The following is a 16,155-nucleotide window of genomic DNA, read 5'->3' as shown; positions in this document are numbered from 1 at the left end:
AGACCGCATGCTCGGCCCCAGGACGGCCAGTTGGGGAACTTCGCCCGGGTGCTTCCCGCTCCCGATGGAGCGCTCGCACGACAGCCCGAATGCGCCGGGAGCGCACACGCCCCGGCGCGCCACGGGCACGCGCCACCTCGCGGAGCCCCCGCCCCCCACCTCGCCCCTCTCCTGCCCCACCGACGGCGTCCCGCCCCGCGACCCCTGCACCGGGGCCTCCTCGCACGCGGACTGCCCCGGCGGCCTGGTCTCCGGTGGTGGGGCGCTGTGCCTGGACGTGCGGCGCGGACACGAGCGGCAGCTTCCGAGACATCCGCGGCACAGCGGAGCGGGCCCTCCCGCATCAGGAGGGCCCGCTCCGCCACGGTTCCGGCCGGGGAGCCTTAGGAGCCCACCGCCTCCGGCTCCTCACGGGTCGCGGCTGCCGGCCGCACGGCCGCGGCGGGGCGCACTGCCGTGAGCGGCGGGGGCGAACCGGCGGCCACGAAGGGGCGCCACCACGGTGCGCTCGGCGCGTCGGCCGCGCCCGGCTCGAACGGCTGCCCCGGCACCGGCAGGGCGATCGCCGCCCCGGCCACGTCCGCGGCGGTCACCGTGCCCTCGCCCGGCTCGTCCCACGGGTGCGGGGCCAGGTTGAAGGTGCCCCAGTGGATCGGCAGCATCGTGCCGCGCGCGGCGCCGCCCTGGAGGTCGAGGTGGGCGCGCACGCCCTCCTCGGGCGTCATGTGGATGTCGGTCCAGAACTCCGAGTACGCCCCGATCTGGATCATCGTGGCGTCGAAGGGGCCGTGTGCCGCACCGATCTCCTTGAAGCCGGGGAAGTAGCCGGTGTCCCCGCTGTGGTAGATCCGGTGCGCGTCGCCCGCGACGACCCAGGACGCCCACAGGGTGAACTGCTGGTTGCGCAGGCCGCGCCCGCAGAAGTGCTGGGCCGGGGTGGCGGTGAGCGAGAGCCCGGCGACCTTGGTGGTCTCGTTCCAGTCGAGCTCGCGCAGCCGGTCGGCCGGGACGCCCCAGCGCTCCAGGTGCGCGCCGACGCCCAGCGGGACGGCGAAGACCGTGTCCGTGCCGGCCAGGGCCTTGATCGTCGGCAGGTCGAGGTGGTCGTAGTGGTCGTGCGAGATCACCACCACGTCCACCTCGCCCAGCGAGGCCAGCGGTACGGGCACCGGGTGCAGGCGCTTGGGCCCGGCGAAGGGGAAGGGGGAGCAGCGGTCGCCCCAGACCGGGTCGAACAGCACCCGGCGCCCGTCGATCTCGGCGAGCACGCTGGAGTGGCCCATCCAGGTCAGCCGCAGGCCGCTGACCGGGGGCTTCGACAGCTCCGCGAGGGTCGTCGGGTAGACCGGGATGGGGGCGCCCGGGCTGCGCCGGAGCCGCTGCTCCTTGTGGAAGTAGATCTTGGCGAACTCCGCCATGGACCCGGAGGGCCTGGTCCGGGTCCCGGCCGGGTTCTGGAAGACCCCGTCGGCGAAGTTCGGCGAACGCCGGATCCGGTCCAGCCGGGCGCCGGAGGGGTCCGCGCCGAAGGCTTCGGGCCGCAGTGCGCGCAGCCGTGGACGCAAGGGACGGGAGCCGGTCAAGGCGCCTCCAGTGTGGGGGTTCGGGCGGGGCGTTCTCATGGATACCACCATCCCAACGCGCGATACTCCCCGAGGATTCCGTTACGCGCCTCCGAACGCGCCCCGGCCCCCTCCCCGCCCGCCCCGACCGGCCCCTACAGCGGCAGCAGGTCCGGCCGCTTCGCCTCCACGTGGTCCCCGGAGGACTCCCCGCGCAGCCGTCGGCCGATCCACGGCACCAGGTGCTCGCGCGCCCAGTGGATGTTGTCGCGGGTGGTGTCCACCGACCCGCGCGGGCGCATCGGGGGCCAGGGCTGGTCCGGATCGGCGGGCGTGTCGAGGCCGAGCACCTGTGCGGCGCGCAGGGCGACCCGGGTGTGTCCCTCGGGCGAGAGGTGCAGCCGGTCGTCGTCCCAGGCCCGCCGGTCCTGTATGGATTTCAGCGACCAGAGGTCGAGCACGGGGCATTCGTACCGGTCGGCGATCGACCGCACGTGCGCGCTGAACGTCGCGATCTTGCCCCGCATGTGCTTGAGGACCGGCACGTCTCGCGTGTCGAAGCCGGTGGTGATCACGACCAGGCCGACGGATCCGGTGAGGTCGCGCACGGCCGCCTCGTACCGTTCGGCCACGTCGTCCGGATCGCTGCCGGGCCGGATGATGTCGTTGCCGCCGGCGCAGAAGGTGACCAGGTCCGGCGCGAGCTCCTTCGCCCTGGGGACCTGCTCGGTCACGATCTGGTCCAGCAGCCGGCCCCGTACGGCCAGGTTCGCGTAGCGGAACCCGCCGGAATCGGCGTACGCGCCGGAGCCGCCCGGCTCGCCGGAGCCGCCGGATTCCTCGTGCCGCTCTTCGCGCCGATCGGCCAGGAGGACGGCCAGCCGGTCCGCCCAGCCGAGGAAACCGTCTCCCGGTCCCGGGTCCCCCACGCCCTCGGTGAAGCTGTCTCCGAGCGCCGCGTACGAGCCGATGGTCTTCGTCTTGGATGTCGTCGTCGCTGCCACGGGACCCCATACTTCACCGCGGATCATGACCTACGCGACCGTAGCCAGCACCTTACGGACCGTGATCTTCGCCACCCGCCGTGCGAGGAATAACGCGGGGCCCTCCTCGGTGCGCCGATGGTCTCGGGTTTCCGGGAGGCCGTAACAGCATGCGCCAGGCAGGCTGGTCCCATGGGGTCACACCCTCGCCCGCCCGTTCGACCAGGACCGTTCCCGCGAACGGGAGTGGCCGGTCACGGCGCGCTCCTGTTCGCACTGGCCAAGTGCGCGCCCTTCGCGATCGCGCTGGGCGTGCTGGCCATCGAGCTCTCGCCCGCACACGATCTGGTCACCGGCCCGGTCCTCACCACGACGCCGGCGCTGGCCGCGCTGACGATGGGCCCGGGGGGCACGCTGTCCGCGGCAGCCCTCGCCGCGGGGGTGAACGCGACCTCCGCGACGTACAACCAGTCGTGGGGAACCCAGACCCAGCTGATCATCGGCAACTTCCTGGGGATCATCGTGGTCTCCGTGGCCGGCGTCATCCTGAGCAAGGCGGTGCGCGCGCGCAGGCAAAACGAACTCGACCAGGTCCGCCGGATCGCGGTCGCGGCTCAGGAGGTCGTCCTGCGGCCCGTCCCCGAGCTCCTGGGCCCGGTACGGGCGGCCAGCATGTGCCTCGCGGCCGGGACGGGAGCGCAGGTGGGCGGAGATCTGTACGAGGCCGTGCAGACGCGCTACGGCGTCCGCCTGATCGTGGGGGACGTGCGGGGGAAGGGGCTGTCGGCCATACGCGCGGTCGCGGTCGCGCTGGGCGCGTTCCGGGAGGCCGTCCACTACGAGGTCGAACTGCAGGAGGTCATGAACCATTGCGCGGCCGCGCTGCGGCGAGAAGCCGCCGTGCCGGGTACCTACTCTCAGGCGGAACTTCCCGAAGTCCTCCTGGAGGGATTCACCACCGCGCTCATCGCCCAGGTGCCGGACGAGCACGTGGTGCACCTGGTCAGCCGCGGCCATCCCCCTCCGTTGGCGCTGCGCCAGGGCACGGTCCAGGCCCTGATGCCCGCCTCGCCCATGCCGCCGCTCGGTCTCGAAGACCTCGTCGACGGCCCTCCCGCCGGACCTGAGAGCTACCCGTTCCTGCCCGGCGACCGGCTGCTGCTCTACACCGACGGCGTGATCGAAGCCCGCAACCGTGCCAACGACTTCTTCCCTCTGCCGGAGGCCATGGGGCGGATACCCGTGGACACCTCCCCGCAGGAGTTCCTGGACGAACTGCACCGGGCCTTGATCCGCCACACCGAGGGCCTCTTGACGGACGACGTGGCGATGATCCTCATAGACCGGCGCGCATGACGCGGCAAGAGGCACGGGCGGCACGGGCACCCCTTGAACTCCCGATTGCGGAAACGTAACGTAACTTACCGACCACTCGCTAGGTTTTCGTGGCGGCGACCGCGCTGGTGCGGGAGGGCGGCGAACCCACGGAGCGGGACGGAAGAGGTGTGATGGCTCCGTTCGAGCTGCCTTTCGAGTGGGCCGACGAGGAGGAGCATCTGGTCGGCCACCTCTCGAACCTCGTACGCGTGGACACGTCCAACCCTCCCGGGAACGAGATCGCGGTCGCCCGGTACCTCTCCCGGGAACTGCACCTCAGCGGGATCGGGCACACCGTGCTGGAGTCCGCGCCCGGGCGGGCCAATCTGGTCGCCCGGCTGCCGGGCTCGGGCGACGAGCCGCCGCTCATGCTGCTCGGACACGCGGATGTGGTGGGTGCCCAGGCCGAGAACTGGAGCCGGCCTCCCTTCTCGGGTGAGGTGACGGACGGCCGCGTCTGGGGCCGGGGCTCGCTGGACATGAAGGGGCAGATCGCAGCGAGCCTGCTCATCATGCAGCTGCTGGCAGCGCACCGAGTGCCGCTGCGCCGTGACGTACTGATGGTCGTCACGGCCGACGAGGAAGCGGGGAGCGGACTGGGGGCCTACTGGCTGTGGGAGCACCACCGTTCGCTCGTGGAGGCGGACGTGGCGTTCAACGAGGGCGGCGGACAGCGCTTCCTCACGCCCGGCGGTCCCGTCTACACGGTGCAGGTCGCGGAGAAGGGCAGCGCCAGGATGCGGATCACCGCGACCGGCGAGGGCGGCCACGCTTCCCTCCCCCGCCCCGACGCGGCGGTCTTCCGTCTGGCTGAAGCCCTGGTGCGGCTCCGTGACTTCGCGGCCCCGTCGATCCTGCAGCCCACCTCACGCCGGATGCTCCACACACTGGCGGAACTCCACCCGGGCGACGTTGGAGAGGAAATCCGGCGCCTGGTGCAGGAAAAGACCTGGGAAGGAGCCCGCAGTCTGCCCATCGACCCCCTGCTGCGCGAGTTCGTCGTCGCCGGGCTGCACAACACGGCGACCCCGACCCTGCTGTCCGGCGGGCGGCGCCTGAACGTCGTGCCGACCGAGGCGTCCGTCGTGCTCGATGGGCGCCTGCTGCCCGGCGAACGCCCCGAGGAATGGGCGGCCCAGGTGCAGGCGGCGGTAGGCGGCGGAGTCGAAGTCAGCCTGCTGCAGGGGCGCGTGAGTGCCGGAGTGCATGACGATCCAGAACTCCTGAGAGTGCTGGACCTCGTGGTAGGCGGGCCAGGAGGCCGGTGCGCGGGTCCTTCCGTACATCAACTCCGCTTCCACGGACGCCCGCGCGTTTCCCGAAACGAAGGTCATCGGATTCTTCCCGTCGGCGAGCGACGCCGACATCATGCGGTTGATCCATGGAGTCGACGAGCACGCCCGGGTGAGCGACGTGATGTTCGGCGGGCGGTGCCTGCTCGAAGCTGTCGTCAGACTCGCCACCTGAGCCTTCGCCGACGGCCGGTAGTTACGGGCGAACACCGCCCCGGTCCTCGCCGTCACCGGCGCGGGACCGCCGCCGATAGGCCCCGGGCGGGGCGCCGAAGTGCCGCTTGAAGGCCTTCGCGAACGCGAATTCCGAGGTGTAGCCGGCCTGCCCGGCCACGGCGCTCAGCGAGTCGGCCGTCTCGCGCAGCATCCGCGCCGCGATGGCCATCCGCCACGTCGTCAGGTAGCCGAGCGGCGGCTCGCCGACCACCGCGGCGAACCGCCGGGCGAACGCGGCGCGCGACAGCCCGGCCCGGCTCCCCAGGGATTCGACGGTCCACGGATGCGCCGGGTCGTCGTGGATCGCCTTCAGCGCCGGGGCGATCAACGGGTCGCTCAGTGCCGAGGCCCAGCCGTGCGTCTGCTCCCCGGGCAACTCGGCGTACCAGGACCGCAGGATGTACAGAAGCAGCAGATCGACGAGGGCCGTGACCACTGAGTCCGAACCCGGCTGAGGCCGGTGGATCTCGGCGCAGAGCTGGTCGACCGCCGAGCGCAGCGCCGGATGGCGACCGGGGCCGGCCGGGAGGTGGATGACCTCCGGGAGTTCGCCGAGCAGCGGATGCGGCCGGTCGACGTCGAGGTGGTAGGCCCCGCACACCAGCACGCTGCGCGCGCCGCCGCCCTCGACGGTGAAACACCCGATCGGTGAGGAGGTGTCGACGCGGTCGGGTTCGAAGGCGACCGGCTCGCTGGTGACCGCGTCACAGAGGGCGTGATCGGTGCCGCGCCGCAGGAACACGACGTCGCCGGGGCCCAGGGCTATCGGATCGCCGCCGACCGGCAGGAGAAGACAGCGCCCTTCGACGACGACGTGAAATCCGGCTCCGGCGATGGGCTGGAAGCGCACGCCCCACGGCGCCCGCGCGTCGGTGCGGACGACAGAGGGACGCCCGGTGCGCAGGGCCGCGAGCGTGTCGCTGAGTATGTCCATGCACGCACCCTAACGCGCCCCCGCCAAGACGATCAGACATGGAATCGAGACTTCGGGCCATTCGCCGTCTCGCCGGCGACACGTAGCGTCCTCGCCATGAACAACACAGCAGACACCCGGAGTGTCGTCGTCATAGGTGGTACCTCCGGCATCGGATTCGCCGTTGCGCAGGCCGCAGCGGCTCTGGGCTCGAACGTGGTCGTCGCCTCCAGCAGCCGGGCCCGGGTCGACCTGGCGGTGAAGAAGCTCGGCGGCCCGGCCGAAGGCGTCTTGCTGGACGTCGCCGACGAGGCCGCGCTCGCCGCCTTCTTCGACCGGATCGGCGCGTTCGACCACCTCGTCTACACGGCCGGCGAGTCCCTGCTGCTGAAGCCGCTCGCCGACCTCACCGCCGAGGAGTCCCGAGCGTTCTTCGAGCGCCGCTTCTGGGGTGCCCTGCTCGCCGCGAAGTACGCGACGCCGAAGCTCCGTCCCGGCGGCTCGATCACCTTCACCTCCGGCGCCTTCGCCACCCGGCCCGTCCCCGGAGCCGCGCTCGGCGCGAGCATCACGGCAGCCGTCGAGGGCCTGACGCGAGCCCTGGCCCTGGAACTCGCCCCATTGCGGGTCAACGCGGTCCGCCTCGGTGCGATCCGCACCGAGCTCTGGGACAGCACCGTGCCCGAGCCGGAGGCCTTCCTCCAAGCGCACGGCAGCGGTCTTCCCGTGCAGCGCGTCGGCAGCCCCGAGGAGGCCGCGGCGGCCTACCTCTACCTCCTGAGCAACGGCTTCGCGACCGGTACGGTGCTCACCCTCGACGGCGGAGCCGCACTGGCCTGACACCGATTGCCGCCGGACCGGCCGTTCCGGTCCGACAGCCTCGGGCTGTCGCGGGGTTCCGTCGGCGGCATCCGCTCGTTCTTCGATGACGCCGGCGTACTGCCCTGGTGAGGCCGGGACCCCCCTCCGGTCCCGACCCCACGGCTCAGACGAGCAACCGGGTCTCGGCGCTCGGCAGTTTGCTCCACCAGTGGCCGTAGCGCCGGTAGACCTCCGGTTCGCGGTCGGCCAGGAAGGCCGTCAGCGCCCGGGCCTCGCCGGCGAGCCCCTCCCAGACCTCGTCCGGCAGGGGGTGGAAGGCTGTCGCCTCGATCCCGCCGTCGGCCCCGGCCGGGCGCCACACCCCGGCGACGCGGCCGTCGACCAGCAGGGTCGCCAAGGTGTCGCCGTTCATGCGCGCGACGAGCTTGCGGTACTGCGGCGGCACGATGCGGCTCCGGTCGGCGTAGGCCAGCAGCACGCTGTCCCACATGGCCATCAGCCGGGGCGGGGCCGGCGCGTCCGCCTGCGGACGCGGCGCGCCCTGGACGTCGAACAGTTCCTCGCCGTCCGGCCCGGTCAGCCGCTCGAGCCGTCCGGAGTGCTCCAGCGCGCGCAGGGCCTGGCGGACCCTGCCCCGCTGGACCAGGGAGAACTGCGCCACGTCCGCCGCCGACGCCGGCCCGAATCCCTCCAGGTAGCGCAGTACGAGCGTCCGCAGGGACTCCTCCGCCGCCTCCGGGTCCGCCGGTACGGTGCGCGGCCGGCTCGGGGGCGCGACGTAGGAGGGGCGCTCCCCGAACGACCAGGGCGCGGCGGTGGGCGCGTGCTGCAGGGGTGCGTACTGCCGCAGCCCCCACCACGCTCCGGGCCTCGGCGGCGCTCCCAGCCGGTGTCCGAGCCAGGCCTCGCACTCCGCCGTCGTACGGGGCCGGTCGGCGAAGTCCAGCAGCTCCGGCACCAGGACGTCGGCGTCCTCGGCCGTCAGCCCCGAGTCCGTGAAACGGGTCCCGAGCCTGGCGGCCCGTACGGAGGGCTGCACCGCCTCCCGGAAGGGCCGGTAGTCCTCCGCGTGCACGGCGTGCAGGGTCAGCCGCATCAACGTCGACTTGACGACCTCGCGCCCCGCGAAGGCGGCGTCGAGGTCTGCCGGGTCGAAGCCGGCGAGCCGGTTCCACAGCGCGAGATAGGGCGAGGCCGCGTGCTGCGCCTGCAGGGCGACCACCCTGCGGACCGCGTCCCCTACGTCCATCACCTCACGCCGCAGGAGCAACTGCCGTGCGAGCGTGGAGCGGTTGAGCTCCCCTGCGCTGACCTGCATGCCGTGACCGCCCGTCCCCCGTCGAAACGGGCAGCCTAACCGGCACCTCCGACAGTGCCCCGGATTCAGATGGTGACGCCCTTCGACCGGAGGTAGGCCAGCGGGTCGATGTCCGAGCCGTACGAGGGGCCGGTGCGGATCTCGAAGTGCAGGTGCGGGCCGGTCGAGTTGCCCGTGGAGCCGGAGAGGCCGATGGTCTGGCCGCCGGTGACGCTCTGGCCGGACGAGACGGACAGCTGGGAGAGGTGCGCGTACTGGCTGTACTTGCCGTCGGCGTGCCGGATGACGACCTCGTTGCCGTACGAGCCGCTCCACCCGGCGGAGACGACGGTGCCGGCGCCGACCGCCTTGACGGTGGTGCCGGTGCTCGCGGAGAAGTCGACACCGGTGTGGTAGCCGCTGGACCACATGGCGCCGGAGGCCCTGTACGCGGTGGACGGGCCGCCGCCGACCGGGGCGACGAAGCCGGTCGACGTGGAGCCGCCCTGCTGCTTGGCGGGAACCTTGGCGGCGGGCGCCTTGGCGGCGGGCGCGGCGACCTCATCGGAGGAATCCGATGAATCCGACGAATCGCCAGAAGTGGAAGAACCGGAAGAAGCGGACTTCTTCGCCGGCTTCGGCGATGCGGCCGGCGCGGACTCGGCCGCCGCCGCCGGAGCCTTCGCACCGAGGGTGAGCTTCAGGCCCGGGTGGATCAGCGACGGGTCGGTGCCGACGGCCTCGCGGTTGTCCGCGTAGAGCTGCTCCCAGCCACCGGTGAGGTGCTGACGCTCGGCGATCTTGGAGAGGTAGTCGCCCGGCACCACGGTGTAGACGGTGGGGACGCCCTGCGCGGCGGCGGGAGCCGCCTGGAGGGCGGGCGCGGCCTGCGGGGCCTGCACCGGAGCGGCGGCGGTCGCGGCGGCCGGGGCCCCCGCGGCGTGGGCGCCGGTGGCGCCGAGCAGCGGAAGCGCGAGGGCCGCGCCACCGGTGCCCGCGGCGGCGAACCCGCGGGATATCGAGCGGGACTTGGGACGGCGGTGCTTACCCGTTCCGGACATGGCGAATTCCTCTCCGACGCCTGCGAGGTGAGCTGTCGGGTTCGGACTGGAGATGTCCGGCCGTGCACGTGCCGTTGAACGGCACGTGCACGGCTTCACCCCGAGCTGTCCCGTTGTAAAGATCCCGAAGGAACTCCGGAACAGCGGCTTACCTGGTTCCCCCGCTCCTGCCGCGCGCGTGAATAGTCGGGTGCGGTTTCCGGACGGCGGCAGGATTAGGCGGTCCATCCGGATCGATCGCGAAGGTAATCGAGCCTGCCCGCACGGAACAAGTCCCGAATTCCCCAATGGATTCCCGGGGATGATGGACCGACGGAATTCCGGTCACCCTCCGTCCATTCCCCACCCCCAACAGCCGTCCCGACAGGGGAATTCGCCATTCGCGATCAGGCACTCACGGTCACCGTATGATCTGGCTCACGGGGAGGTGTCCGATCTCGCCTCTCGCTATGGCAAGTTGTCAGCAAGTGGCGTAATTCGGACACGCGCGGCGACGACCGCACGGACGATACGGACGACACGGAGGAGCCCCTGTGACCCAGCAGATACCCCAGAGCCCCCACACCGGTCCAATACCGGTGGAACCGGCACTGACCGGCGTGCGCAACTTCCGTGACGTGGGCGGGTTGCCGACCGTGGACGGCCGAAGGGTCAAGTCGGGACGACTGTTCCGAAGCGGACATCTGGCGCATGCCACCGAAAGCGACGCGGAATTCCTCGGATCGCTGGGACTGCACACCGTCTTCGACTTCCGCAACGGCGCCGACCACGCGCTGGAGGGTCCGGACGTGGAGCTGCCCGGTGTGCGCAACGTCGGCATTCCGCTGTCGGATCCGGCCGACGGCGGGGAGTTCTGGAAGATGGTCCGCGAAGGGGACCTGGCGCAGCTCCGCGAGATCCTCGGCGAGGGCAAGGCCGCCGCGCGGATGTCGCGTTCGTACCGGACGATGATCCGGACCCGTACGGCCGAGCACAGCCGGGTCGTGCACGCGCTCGCCGAGGACAGCGTCCCGGCCCTCATGCACTGCGCCGCCGGGAAGGACCGGGCAGGCCTGTCGATCGCCGTCACCCTGCTCGCGCTGGGCGTCGAGCGGGAGGCGATCGTCGCGGACTACCTGGAGTCGAACGCCCCGCACAACCGCTACCGGGTCCGCCGGGGCAGCGACTCGCCCGAGGCCCGCGCCCCCGAGGTGATGGAGCTGCTCGCCCCGCTCTTCGACGCCCGCGCCACATATCTGACCACGGCCTTCGACGCGATCGACGAGGAGTGGGGCGGGGTGGAGCGCTACCTCGCCGACGGCCTCGGACTCACGCCCGAGACCCTCGGCCGGCTCCGCTACCGGCTGCTGGACTGACGCCCCACGAGGCGGGCCGCCGCCCGCTGAACCGACGGGCGGTTCAGCGGTTGGCGACGGCCTGCCTCACCAGTGTCCGGCCGAAGTCCCACATCAGCGCGCCGCCCCCGTGGGCCTCGTCCATGACCGCACGGAAGGCGCCGACGAACCGGTCGACGTCCGCCTCGTCCACGATCAGCGGCGGGATCAGCTTGATCACTTCCAGGTGATCGCCGGAGACCTGCGTGAGGATCCGGTGCTTCTGCAACAGCGGCACCACGACCATCTGCGCGAACAGCCCCTTGCGCGCCGCCTGCAGCATGCTCCAGCGGCTCCGCAGGCCCAGCGAGGACGGCCGGCCGAACTCGATGCCGATCATCAGCCCGCGCCCCCGTACCGCGTGGAGCAGTTCGTACTCGTCCACGAGCGCGGCGAGCCGCCCGCGCAGCAGGTCGCCCATCGAGCGGGCGTTGGCCACCACCCGCTCGTCCTCCATGACGGAGAGGACGGCGAGCCCGGCCGCCATCGCCTGCGCGTTGGAGCCGAAGCTGGCGGAGTGGACGAGCACCCGGTCCATGGAGGAGTAGACCTTCTTGAAGATCCAGTCCTTGCCCAGGGTCGCACCGACGGGCACGTAGCCGCCGGACAGGGCCTTGGCCACGCAGACCAGGTCCGGTTCGACTCCGGCCTCGTGCTGGTAGGCGTAGAAGTCGCCGGTCCGTCCGAGGCCGGTCTGCACCTCGTCCGCGATCAGCAGCGCCCCGTACCGGTGCAGCAGCTCCTGCGCGGCGAGCAGGAACCCGGGCGGGGCGGCGAGCACCCCCTTGCCCTGGATCGGCTCCACGACGAAGGCCGCGACGTCCCCCTTCTTCAGCTCCCGCTCCAGCGCGGCCAGGTCCCCGAGCGCGATCCCGGTGTCCGGCAGCAGCGGCGCGAAGCCGTCGCGGAAGCCGGCCTCGCCGTTGACCGAGAGCGAGCCCGTGGTGAGCCCGTGGAAGGCGTGGTCGCAGTAGAGGACCCTGGGGCGCCCGGTGGCGTACCGGGCGAACTTCAGGGCGGTCTCCACGGCCTCGGTGCCGCTGTTGCCGAAGAAGACCCGGTCCAGGTGCGGACTGTGGGAGAGCAGCTTCTCCGCCAGCAGCCCGGGCAGCGGCTGGCAGTCGAAGCGGGTGAGGTCCGCGAGCTGGGCGTCCAGCACGTCGTGCAGGGCCTGCCTGACCACCGGGTGGTGGCGGCCGAGGCCCATCACCCCGAAGCCGGCCAGCATGTCGAGGTAGTCGTTCCCCTCGGCATCCCAGAAGTGGGCTCCCTCGGCCCGCACGTAGACCTTGTCGAAGCCGATGGTGTGCAGCATCCGGGGCAGCTGGTGGTTGAGGTGGCGGGCGTGCAGTTCGTACCGCTCGCCGCCCCGCTCGGCGAGCAGGGCGGCGAGGTCGAAGCCGGTCATGCCGGCTTGCCCCGGTTCCCGCCCACGGTCTCGCGGGCCGCCCGCAGCGACTCCTTCAACGAGCCCATGGTGGCCAGGACGGCCGTGGGCTCGTAGCCGCAGTGCGCCATGCAGTTCGCGCAGCGCGGGTCCTTGCCGCGGCCGTACTTGCTCCAGTCGGTGTCCTCGATCAGTTCCCGGTACGAGGGCACGTACCCGTCGCTCATCAGATAGCAGGGGCGCTGCCAGCCGAAGAGCGAGTAGTTCGGAATGGCCCAGGCGGTGCAGGGGAAATCGGCTTTGCCTTCCAGGAAGTCCAGGAAGAGCGGGGAGTGGTTGAGCCGCCAGCGCCGCCGGTTGCCGCCCGAGAAAGCCTTCTTGAACAGTTCGCGAGTCTGTTCGACGCCGAGGAAGTGCTCCTGGTCGGGGGCCCTTTCGTAGGCGTAGGCAGGCGAGATCATCATCTCGTCGACCTGGAGATCGTCATTGAGGTAGTTGAGGACCTCGATGATGGTCTGCGGGGTGTCGGTGTTGAAGAAGGTGGAGTTGGTCGTCACCCGGAATCCGCGCCGCTTCGCCTCCTTGATGGCCGCGACCGCCTCGTCGAAGACGCCTTCCTTCGCCACCGACTCGTCGTGGCGCTCGCGCAGTCCGTCGATGTGGACGGCGAAGGCGAAGTACGGGGAGGGCGTGAACTTCTCGATCTTCTTGCGGAGCAGCATCGCGTTGGTGCAGAGGAAGACGTACTTCCGCTTCGCCACCAACTGGCGCACGATCTCGTCGATCTGCGGGTGCATCAAGGGCTCTCCGCCCGCGATGGACACCATCGGCGCGCCCGATTCCATCACGGCGCCCACCGCCTGGGCCACGGGCATGCGCTGCTTGAGCACCCCGGCCGGGTGCTGGATCTTCCCGCACCCCTCGCAGGCCAGGTTGCAGGCGTAGAGCGGTTCCAGCTCGACGATCAGCGGGAACTTCTCACGCTTGCGGAGCTTCTGTTCGAGCAGGTACGTCCCGACCCTGATGGTCTGTCGCAGTGGCATGGCCATCTGGCTCACCTCCTGGGGAGCAGCAAAGAACGGTGCCATTCATAAAACGCGGGCAGTACGGCACGCAGTACGCGAAAGGCCGATATTCCCCCGCGAACGGTGCCGATGCGGACGAGCTCATGCTCCGGAGCGTCCACGATCACCCGGACGGCCGCAACCGGACGGTCCGCGGCCCCCGGGGCGCTCCCGCCGCGGGTCGCCGCCCAGAGGGTGGCGGCTGATTCCATGTCGACTCCGATGGCGCCGCCGGCGCGCAGCCGGGCGCGCTCCTGGCCCCGGACGACGTGGTCGGATCCGGTCAGTGCACCGAGGTGTACGGTCCGGCCGGGTACGGCCCGGGCCAGCGCCTCGGCGAGCAGGGCGGTACCGGCGCAGGCGACCGTGCCGCGCGGGTCCCGGGTCTCCTCGGCGACGATCAGGTCGCCGGGGCTCATGCCGGGCAGCAGCCCGGCGCAGAATCCGGTGGCGAGCACCGCCGCGCCGTGCAGCTGCGGCTCGGCCAGCTTCCGGCCGACGGCGCGCTCGGCCGCGCGCGGGCCCATGCCGGTGCGCAGCACCTCGTACCGCTCGGGCGCGCCCCGCTCTCGGCCGCCGCGGTACGAGGTGCTGCGCAGGGCCGTCCGCTCGATGCGCAGCGCGCAGGCGACGAGCAGCGGCGGCGGGTCCGCGGCCGGGCCGCCGGACATCACGCCTCCCCGGCGGAGGGGGCCGTGTGCCGGCGGGCGGCCGGATCCGCGTACCGCCCGCCCGGGCCGAACGGTTCTCCGTGCAGGTAGCGGCCGAGGGCGGTGAGCGGGAACACCTGGCGGTACAAGTGGTAGTTGATGGAGAAGTCCCAGGGGAATCCGGTGCCGGTGAAGTACGGCTCGTCCCAGGTGCCGTCGGAGTGCTGCGTGGAGACGAGGTAGCCGATGCCCCGCTCCACGGACGGCGCGTCGCGCTCCCCCGCCGACAGCAGGGCCATCAGCGCCCACGCCGTCTGCGAGGCGGTGGAGGCGCCCTTCCCCGCCCAGGACGGGTCCTGGTAGGAGCGCTGGTCCTCGCCCCATCCCCCGTCCTCGTTCTGTACGGATTCCAGCCAGACCACGGCCCGCCGGATCGCGGGGTGCGAGGGGGCGAAGCCGGCGGCGGTCAGGGCCGGGACCACCGAGCCGGTGCCGTAGACGTAGTTGGTGCCCCAGCGGCCGAACCAGCCGCCGTTCGGGTCCTGTTCGGCGAGGAGCCAGTCGATGCCGCGCCGGGTGCGCGCGTCGCCCGCCCGGCCTTCGACGGCGAGCATCTCCACGACGTGGGCGGTGACGTCGGCCGAGGGCGGGTCGATGACCTCGCCGAAGTCGCAGAAGGGCAGCTTGTTGGGGAAGGGGCTGGTGTTGTCGGCGTCGAAGGCGCCCCAGGCCCCGTTCTTCGACTGCATGCCGAGGTTCCAGGACACGCCCCGGGCGATGGCCCCCTCCACCCGTGCCGGGTCGGGATGCTTGACGCGGCGCAGGGCGAGGACGACCTCGGCGGTGTCGTCGATGTCGGGGTAGTTGTCGTTGTGGAACTCGAACGCCCAGCCGCCCGGGGCCAGTCCGGGCCGGCGCACGGCCCAGTCCCCGCTGCGCACGATCTCCTCGCCGAGCATCCAGTCGGCGGCCTTGACCAGGGCGGGGTGGTCGGGGCGCAGTCCCGCGTCGGCCAGCGCGATGGCCGCGAGGCAGGTGTCCCACACCGGGGACTGGCAGGCCTCGATCATGCGGGCGCCGTCCGCGCGCCAGACGGCGAACCGGTCCAGGGACTCCAGTCCGGCGCGCATCACAGGGTGCCGGAGGTCGTAGCCGAGCAGGTGCAGGGCGATGACGGAGTACACGGCGGGCGGCTGGATCCCGCCCCAGCAGCCGTCGTTCTCCTGCCGTTCCACGATCCAGCGGCCGGCGCTCGCCATCGCCGCCGCGCGCAGCCGGCGCGGGGCGAACCGCCGGTAGACGTGCAGGGCCTTGTCCATCCGCTGGAAGGCGCCGTCCCAACTGGCCAGCGGCGCCAGCTTCTTGACGGGGTACGGGGTCCGCGCGTCGGTGTGCAGCTCGTCCAGGGCGAAGGGGGCCGGGCGGACCGGGCGCAGGGCGGAGACCACGGTGAGGGGGACGATCGTCTGGCGGGCCCAGCAGCCGAAGTCGTAGATGTTCAGCGGCACCCAGGGCGGCAGGAACAAGAGTTCGGGCGGGAGTTCGGGCAGGTGGTCCCAGCTCCACCAGCCGAACAGCGCGAGCCAGATGCGGGTGAACACCCGGGCGCCCGCGAGTCCCCCGTGGGCCCGGATCCAGGCCGAGGCGCGGGCCATGTGCGGGGCGTCGGGCGCGTCTCCGGCGAGGCGCAGGGCCACGTAGGCCTCGATGGTGGCGGAGAGGTCGCAGGGGCCGCCGTGGAAGGTGGCCCAGGTGCCGTCGTCCCGCTGCTCTCCGCGGATGAACAGGGCCGCGGCCCGGGTGGTGGGCTCGTCCCGGATCCCGAGGAACTGGCGCAGCAGCAGGTCCTCGGCGTCCATGGTGACGTTGGTCTCCAGGTCGCCCTTCCACCAGCCGGCCTCGTCCTGCCGCTCCAGCAGGTCCCGGACCGCCCGCTCGATGGCCTCGCGGACCCCGCGCAGCCCGGCGGGGCCGGGGTCCGGGCCGGCGCCCGGGACCGGGCCCGGCGGCCCGGCGGTCCCGGTGTCGTTCGGGTCGGCGCCGCAGGCATGGGCGCCGCCGTTGGTCGTCGCAGTCATGGCTTCCCCTTTGCGTGCAGTGTTCTCTGCTGTCCTCCGCTGTACTGGGGGCCGCCGTCGGCCGGTACTACTGGCAAGCA

The 16,155-nt window shown here is 72.0% G+C and carries 13 protein-coding genes and 1 riboswitch; of the genes, 4 read left to right on the top strand and 9 right to left on the bottom strand.

The genetic code is table 11. From position 1 onward, the window contains the following. Positions 1-383 precede the first annotated feature (383 nt). Positions 384-1,583 (bottom strand): MBL fold metallo-hydrolase, encoded by a 1,200-nt coding sequence (locus AC6CKD_RS29620; RefSeq protein ID WP_498331474.1) that lies wholly within the window; start codon positions 1,581-1,583, stop codon positions 384-386. 134 nt (positions 1,584-1,717) lie between these two features. Further along, positions 1,718-2,593, bottom strand: coding sequence for an SGNH/GDSL hydrolase family protein (locus AC6CKD_RS29615; protein ID WP_498331473.1), 876 nt, complete (start codon positions 2,591-2,593; stop codon positions 1,718-1,720). 198 nt (positions 2,594-2,791) lie between these two features. On the opposite strand from AC6CKD_RS29615, the gene AC6CKD_RS29610 reads away from it, so the two are divergent. Next, positions 2,792-3,901 (top strand): PP2C family protein-serine/threonine phosphatase, encoded by a 1,110-nt coding sequence (locus AC6CKD_RS29610; RefSeq protein ID WP_498331472.1) that lies wholly within the window; start codon positions 2,792-2,794, stop codon positions 3,899-3,901. 89 nt (positions 3,902-3,990) lie between these two features. Next, complete coding sequence (locus AC6CKD_RS29605; RefSeq protein WP_498331470.1) at positions 3,991-5,499, top strand: M20/M25/M40 family metallo-hydrolase; 1,509 nt, start codon at positions 3,991-3,993, stop codon at positions 5,497-5,499. On the opposite strand, the gene AC6CKD_RS29600 is transcribed toward AC6CKD_RS29605, so the two are convergent. After that, positions 5,411-6,364, bottom strand: a complete 954-nt coding sequence (locus tag AC6CKD_RS29600; RefSeq protein WP_498331468.1) for an AraC family transcriptional regulator — start codon at positions 6,362-6,364, stop codon at positions 5,411-5,413. The genes AC6CKD_RS29605 and AC6CKD_RS29600 overlap by 89 nt on opposite strands. Before the next feature lie 96 nt (positions 6,365-6,460). Here AC6CKD_RS29600 and AC6CKD_RS29595 point away from each other — a divergent pair, with 96 nt between their 5' ends. Next, entirely contained in the window at positions 6,461-7,183 is a 723-nt protein-coding gene (locus tag AC6CKD_RS29595) for an SDR family oxidoreductase (RefSeq protein ID WP_498331466.1), read from the top strand. A gap of 145 nt (positions 7,184-7,328) precedes the next feature. Here the strand turns inward: AC6CKD_RS29595 and AC6CKD_RS29590 are convergent, their stop codons facing one another. Both AC6CKD_RS29590 and AC6CKD_RS29585 read right to left on the bottom strand, forming a co-directional pair. Further along, a complete protein-coding gene (locus AC6CKD_RS29590) occupies positions 7,329-8,483 on the bottom strand; it encodes a winged helix DNA-binding domain-containing protein (protein ID WP_498331464.1) in 1,155 nt (384 codons plus the stop codon). A gap of 65 nt (positions 8,484-8,548) precedes the next feature. Beyond that, the gene (locus AC6CKD_RS29585) at positions 8,549-9,523 is read right to left on the bottom strand and encodes a M23 family metallopeptidase (RefSeq protein ID WP_498331462.1); all 975 of its coding nucleotides are present in this window, start codon (positions 9,521-9,523) and stop codon (positions 8,549-8,551) included. A gap of 2 nt (positions 9,524-9,525) precedes the next feature. Then, positions 9,526-9,722: riboswitch (cyclic di-AMP (ydaO/yuaA leader) on the bottom strand. Positions 9,723-10,056: 334 nt separating this feature from the next. On the opposite strand from AC6CKD_RS29585, the gene AC6CKD_RS29580 reads away from it, so the two are divergent. Next, positions 10,057-10,878, top strand: a complete 822-nt coding sequence (locus AC6CKD_RS29580) for a tyrosine-protein phosphatase (protein ID WP_498331460.1) — start codon at positions 10,057-10,059, stop codon at positions 10,876-10,878. A 43-nt stretch (positions 10,879-10,921) separates the two neighbouring features. On the opposite strand, the gene AC6CKD_RS29575 is transcribed toward AC6CKD_RS29580, so the two are convergent. The 4 genes from AC6CKD_RS29575 to shc are packed head-to-tail and all read right to left on the bottom strand — an operon-like array spanning position 10,922 to position 16,075. After that, on the bottom strand, positions 10,922-12,304 hold the full coding sequence (locus AC6CKD_RS29575) for an aspartate aminotransferase family protein (RefSeq protein ID WP_498331458.1): 1,383 nt from the start codon (positions 12,302-12,304) through the stop codon (positions 10,922-10,924). Further along, positions 12,301-13,332: an adenosyl-hopene transferase HpnH gene (gene hpnH / locus AC6CKD_RS29570; RefSeq protein WP_498331457.1), complete on the bottom strand. Its 1,032-nt coding sequence runs from the start codon at positions 13,330-13,332 to the stop codon at positions 12,301-12,303. The genes AC6CKD_RS29575 and hpnH overlap by 4 nt, the downstream gene beginning before the upstream one ends. 5 nt (positions 13,333-13,337) lie before the next feature. After that, positions 13,338-14,018: a phosphorylase family protein gene (locus AC6CKD_RS29565; protein WP_498331455.1), complete on the bottom strand. Its 681-nt coding sequence runs from the start codon at positions 14,016-14,018 to the stop codon at positions 13,338-13,340. Further along, complete coding sequence (gene shc, locus AC6CKD_RS29560) at positions 14,018-16,075, bottom strand: squalene--hopene cyclase (RefSeq protein ID WP_498331453.1); 2,058 nt, start codon at positions 16,073-16,075, stop codon at positions 14,018-14,020. Before shc ends, AC6CKD_RS29565 begins: the two co-directional genes overlap by 1 nt. Positions 16,076-16,155: the final 80 nt, after the last annotated feature.

The sequence above is a fragment of the Streptomyces sp. GQ60 genome, from assembly GCF_059758875.1.
This window is presented reverse-complemented; position numbering and strand designations above follow the sequence as displayed.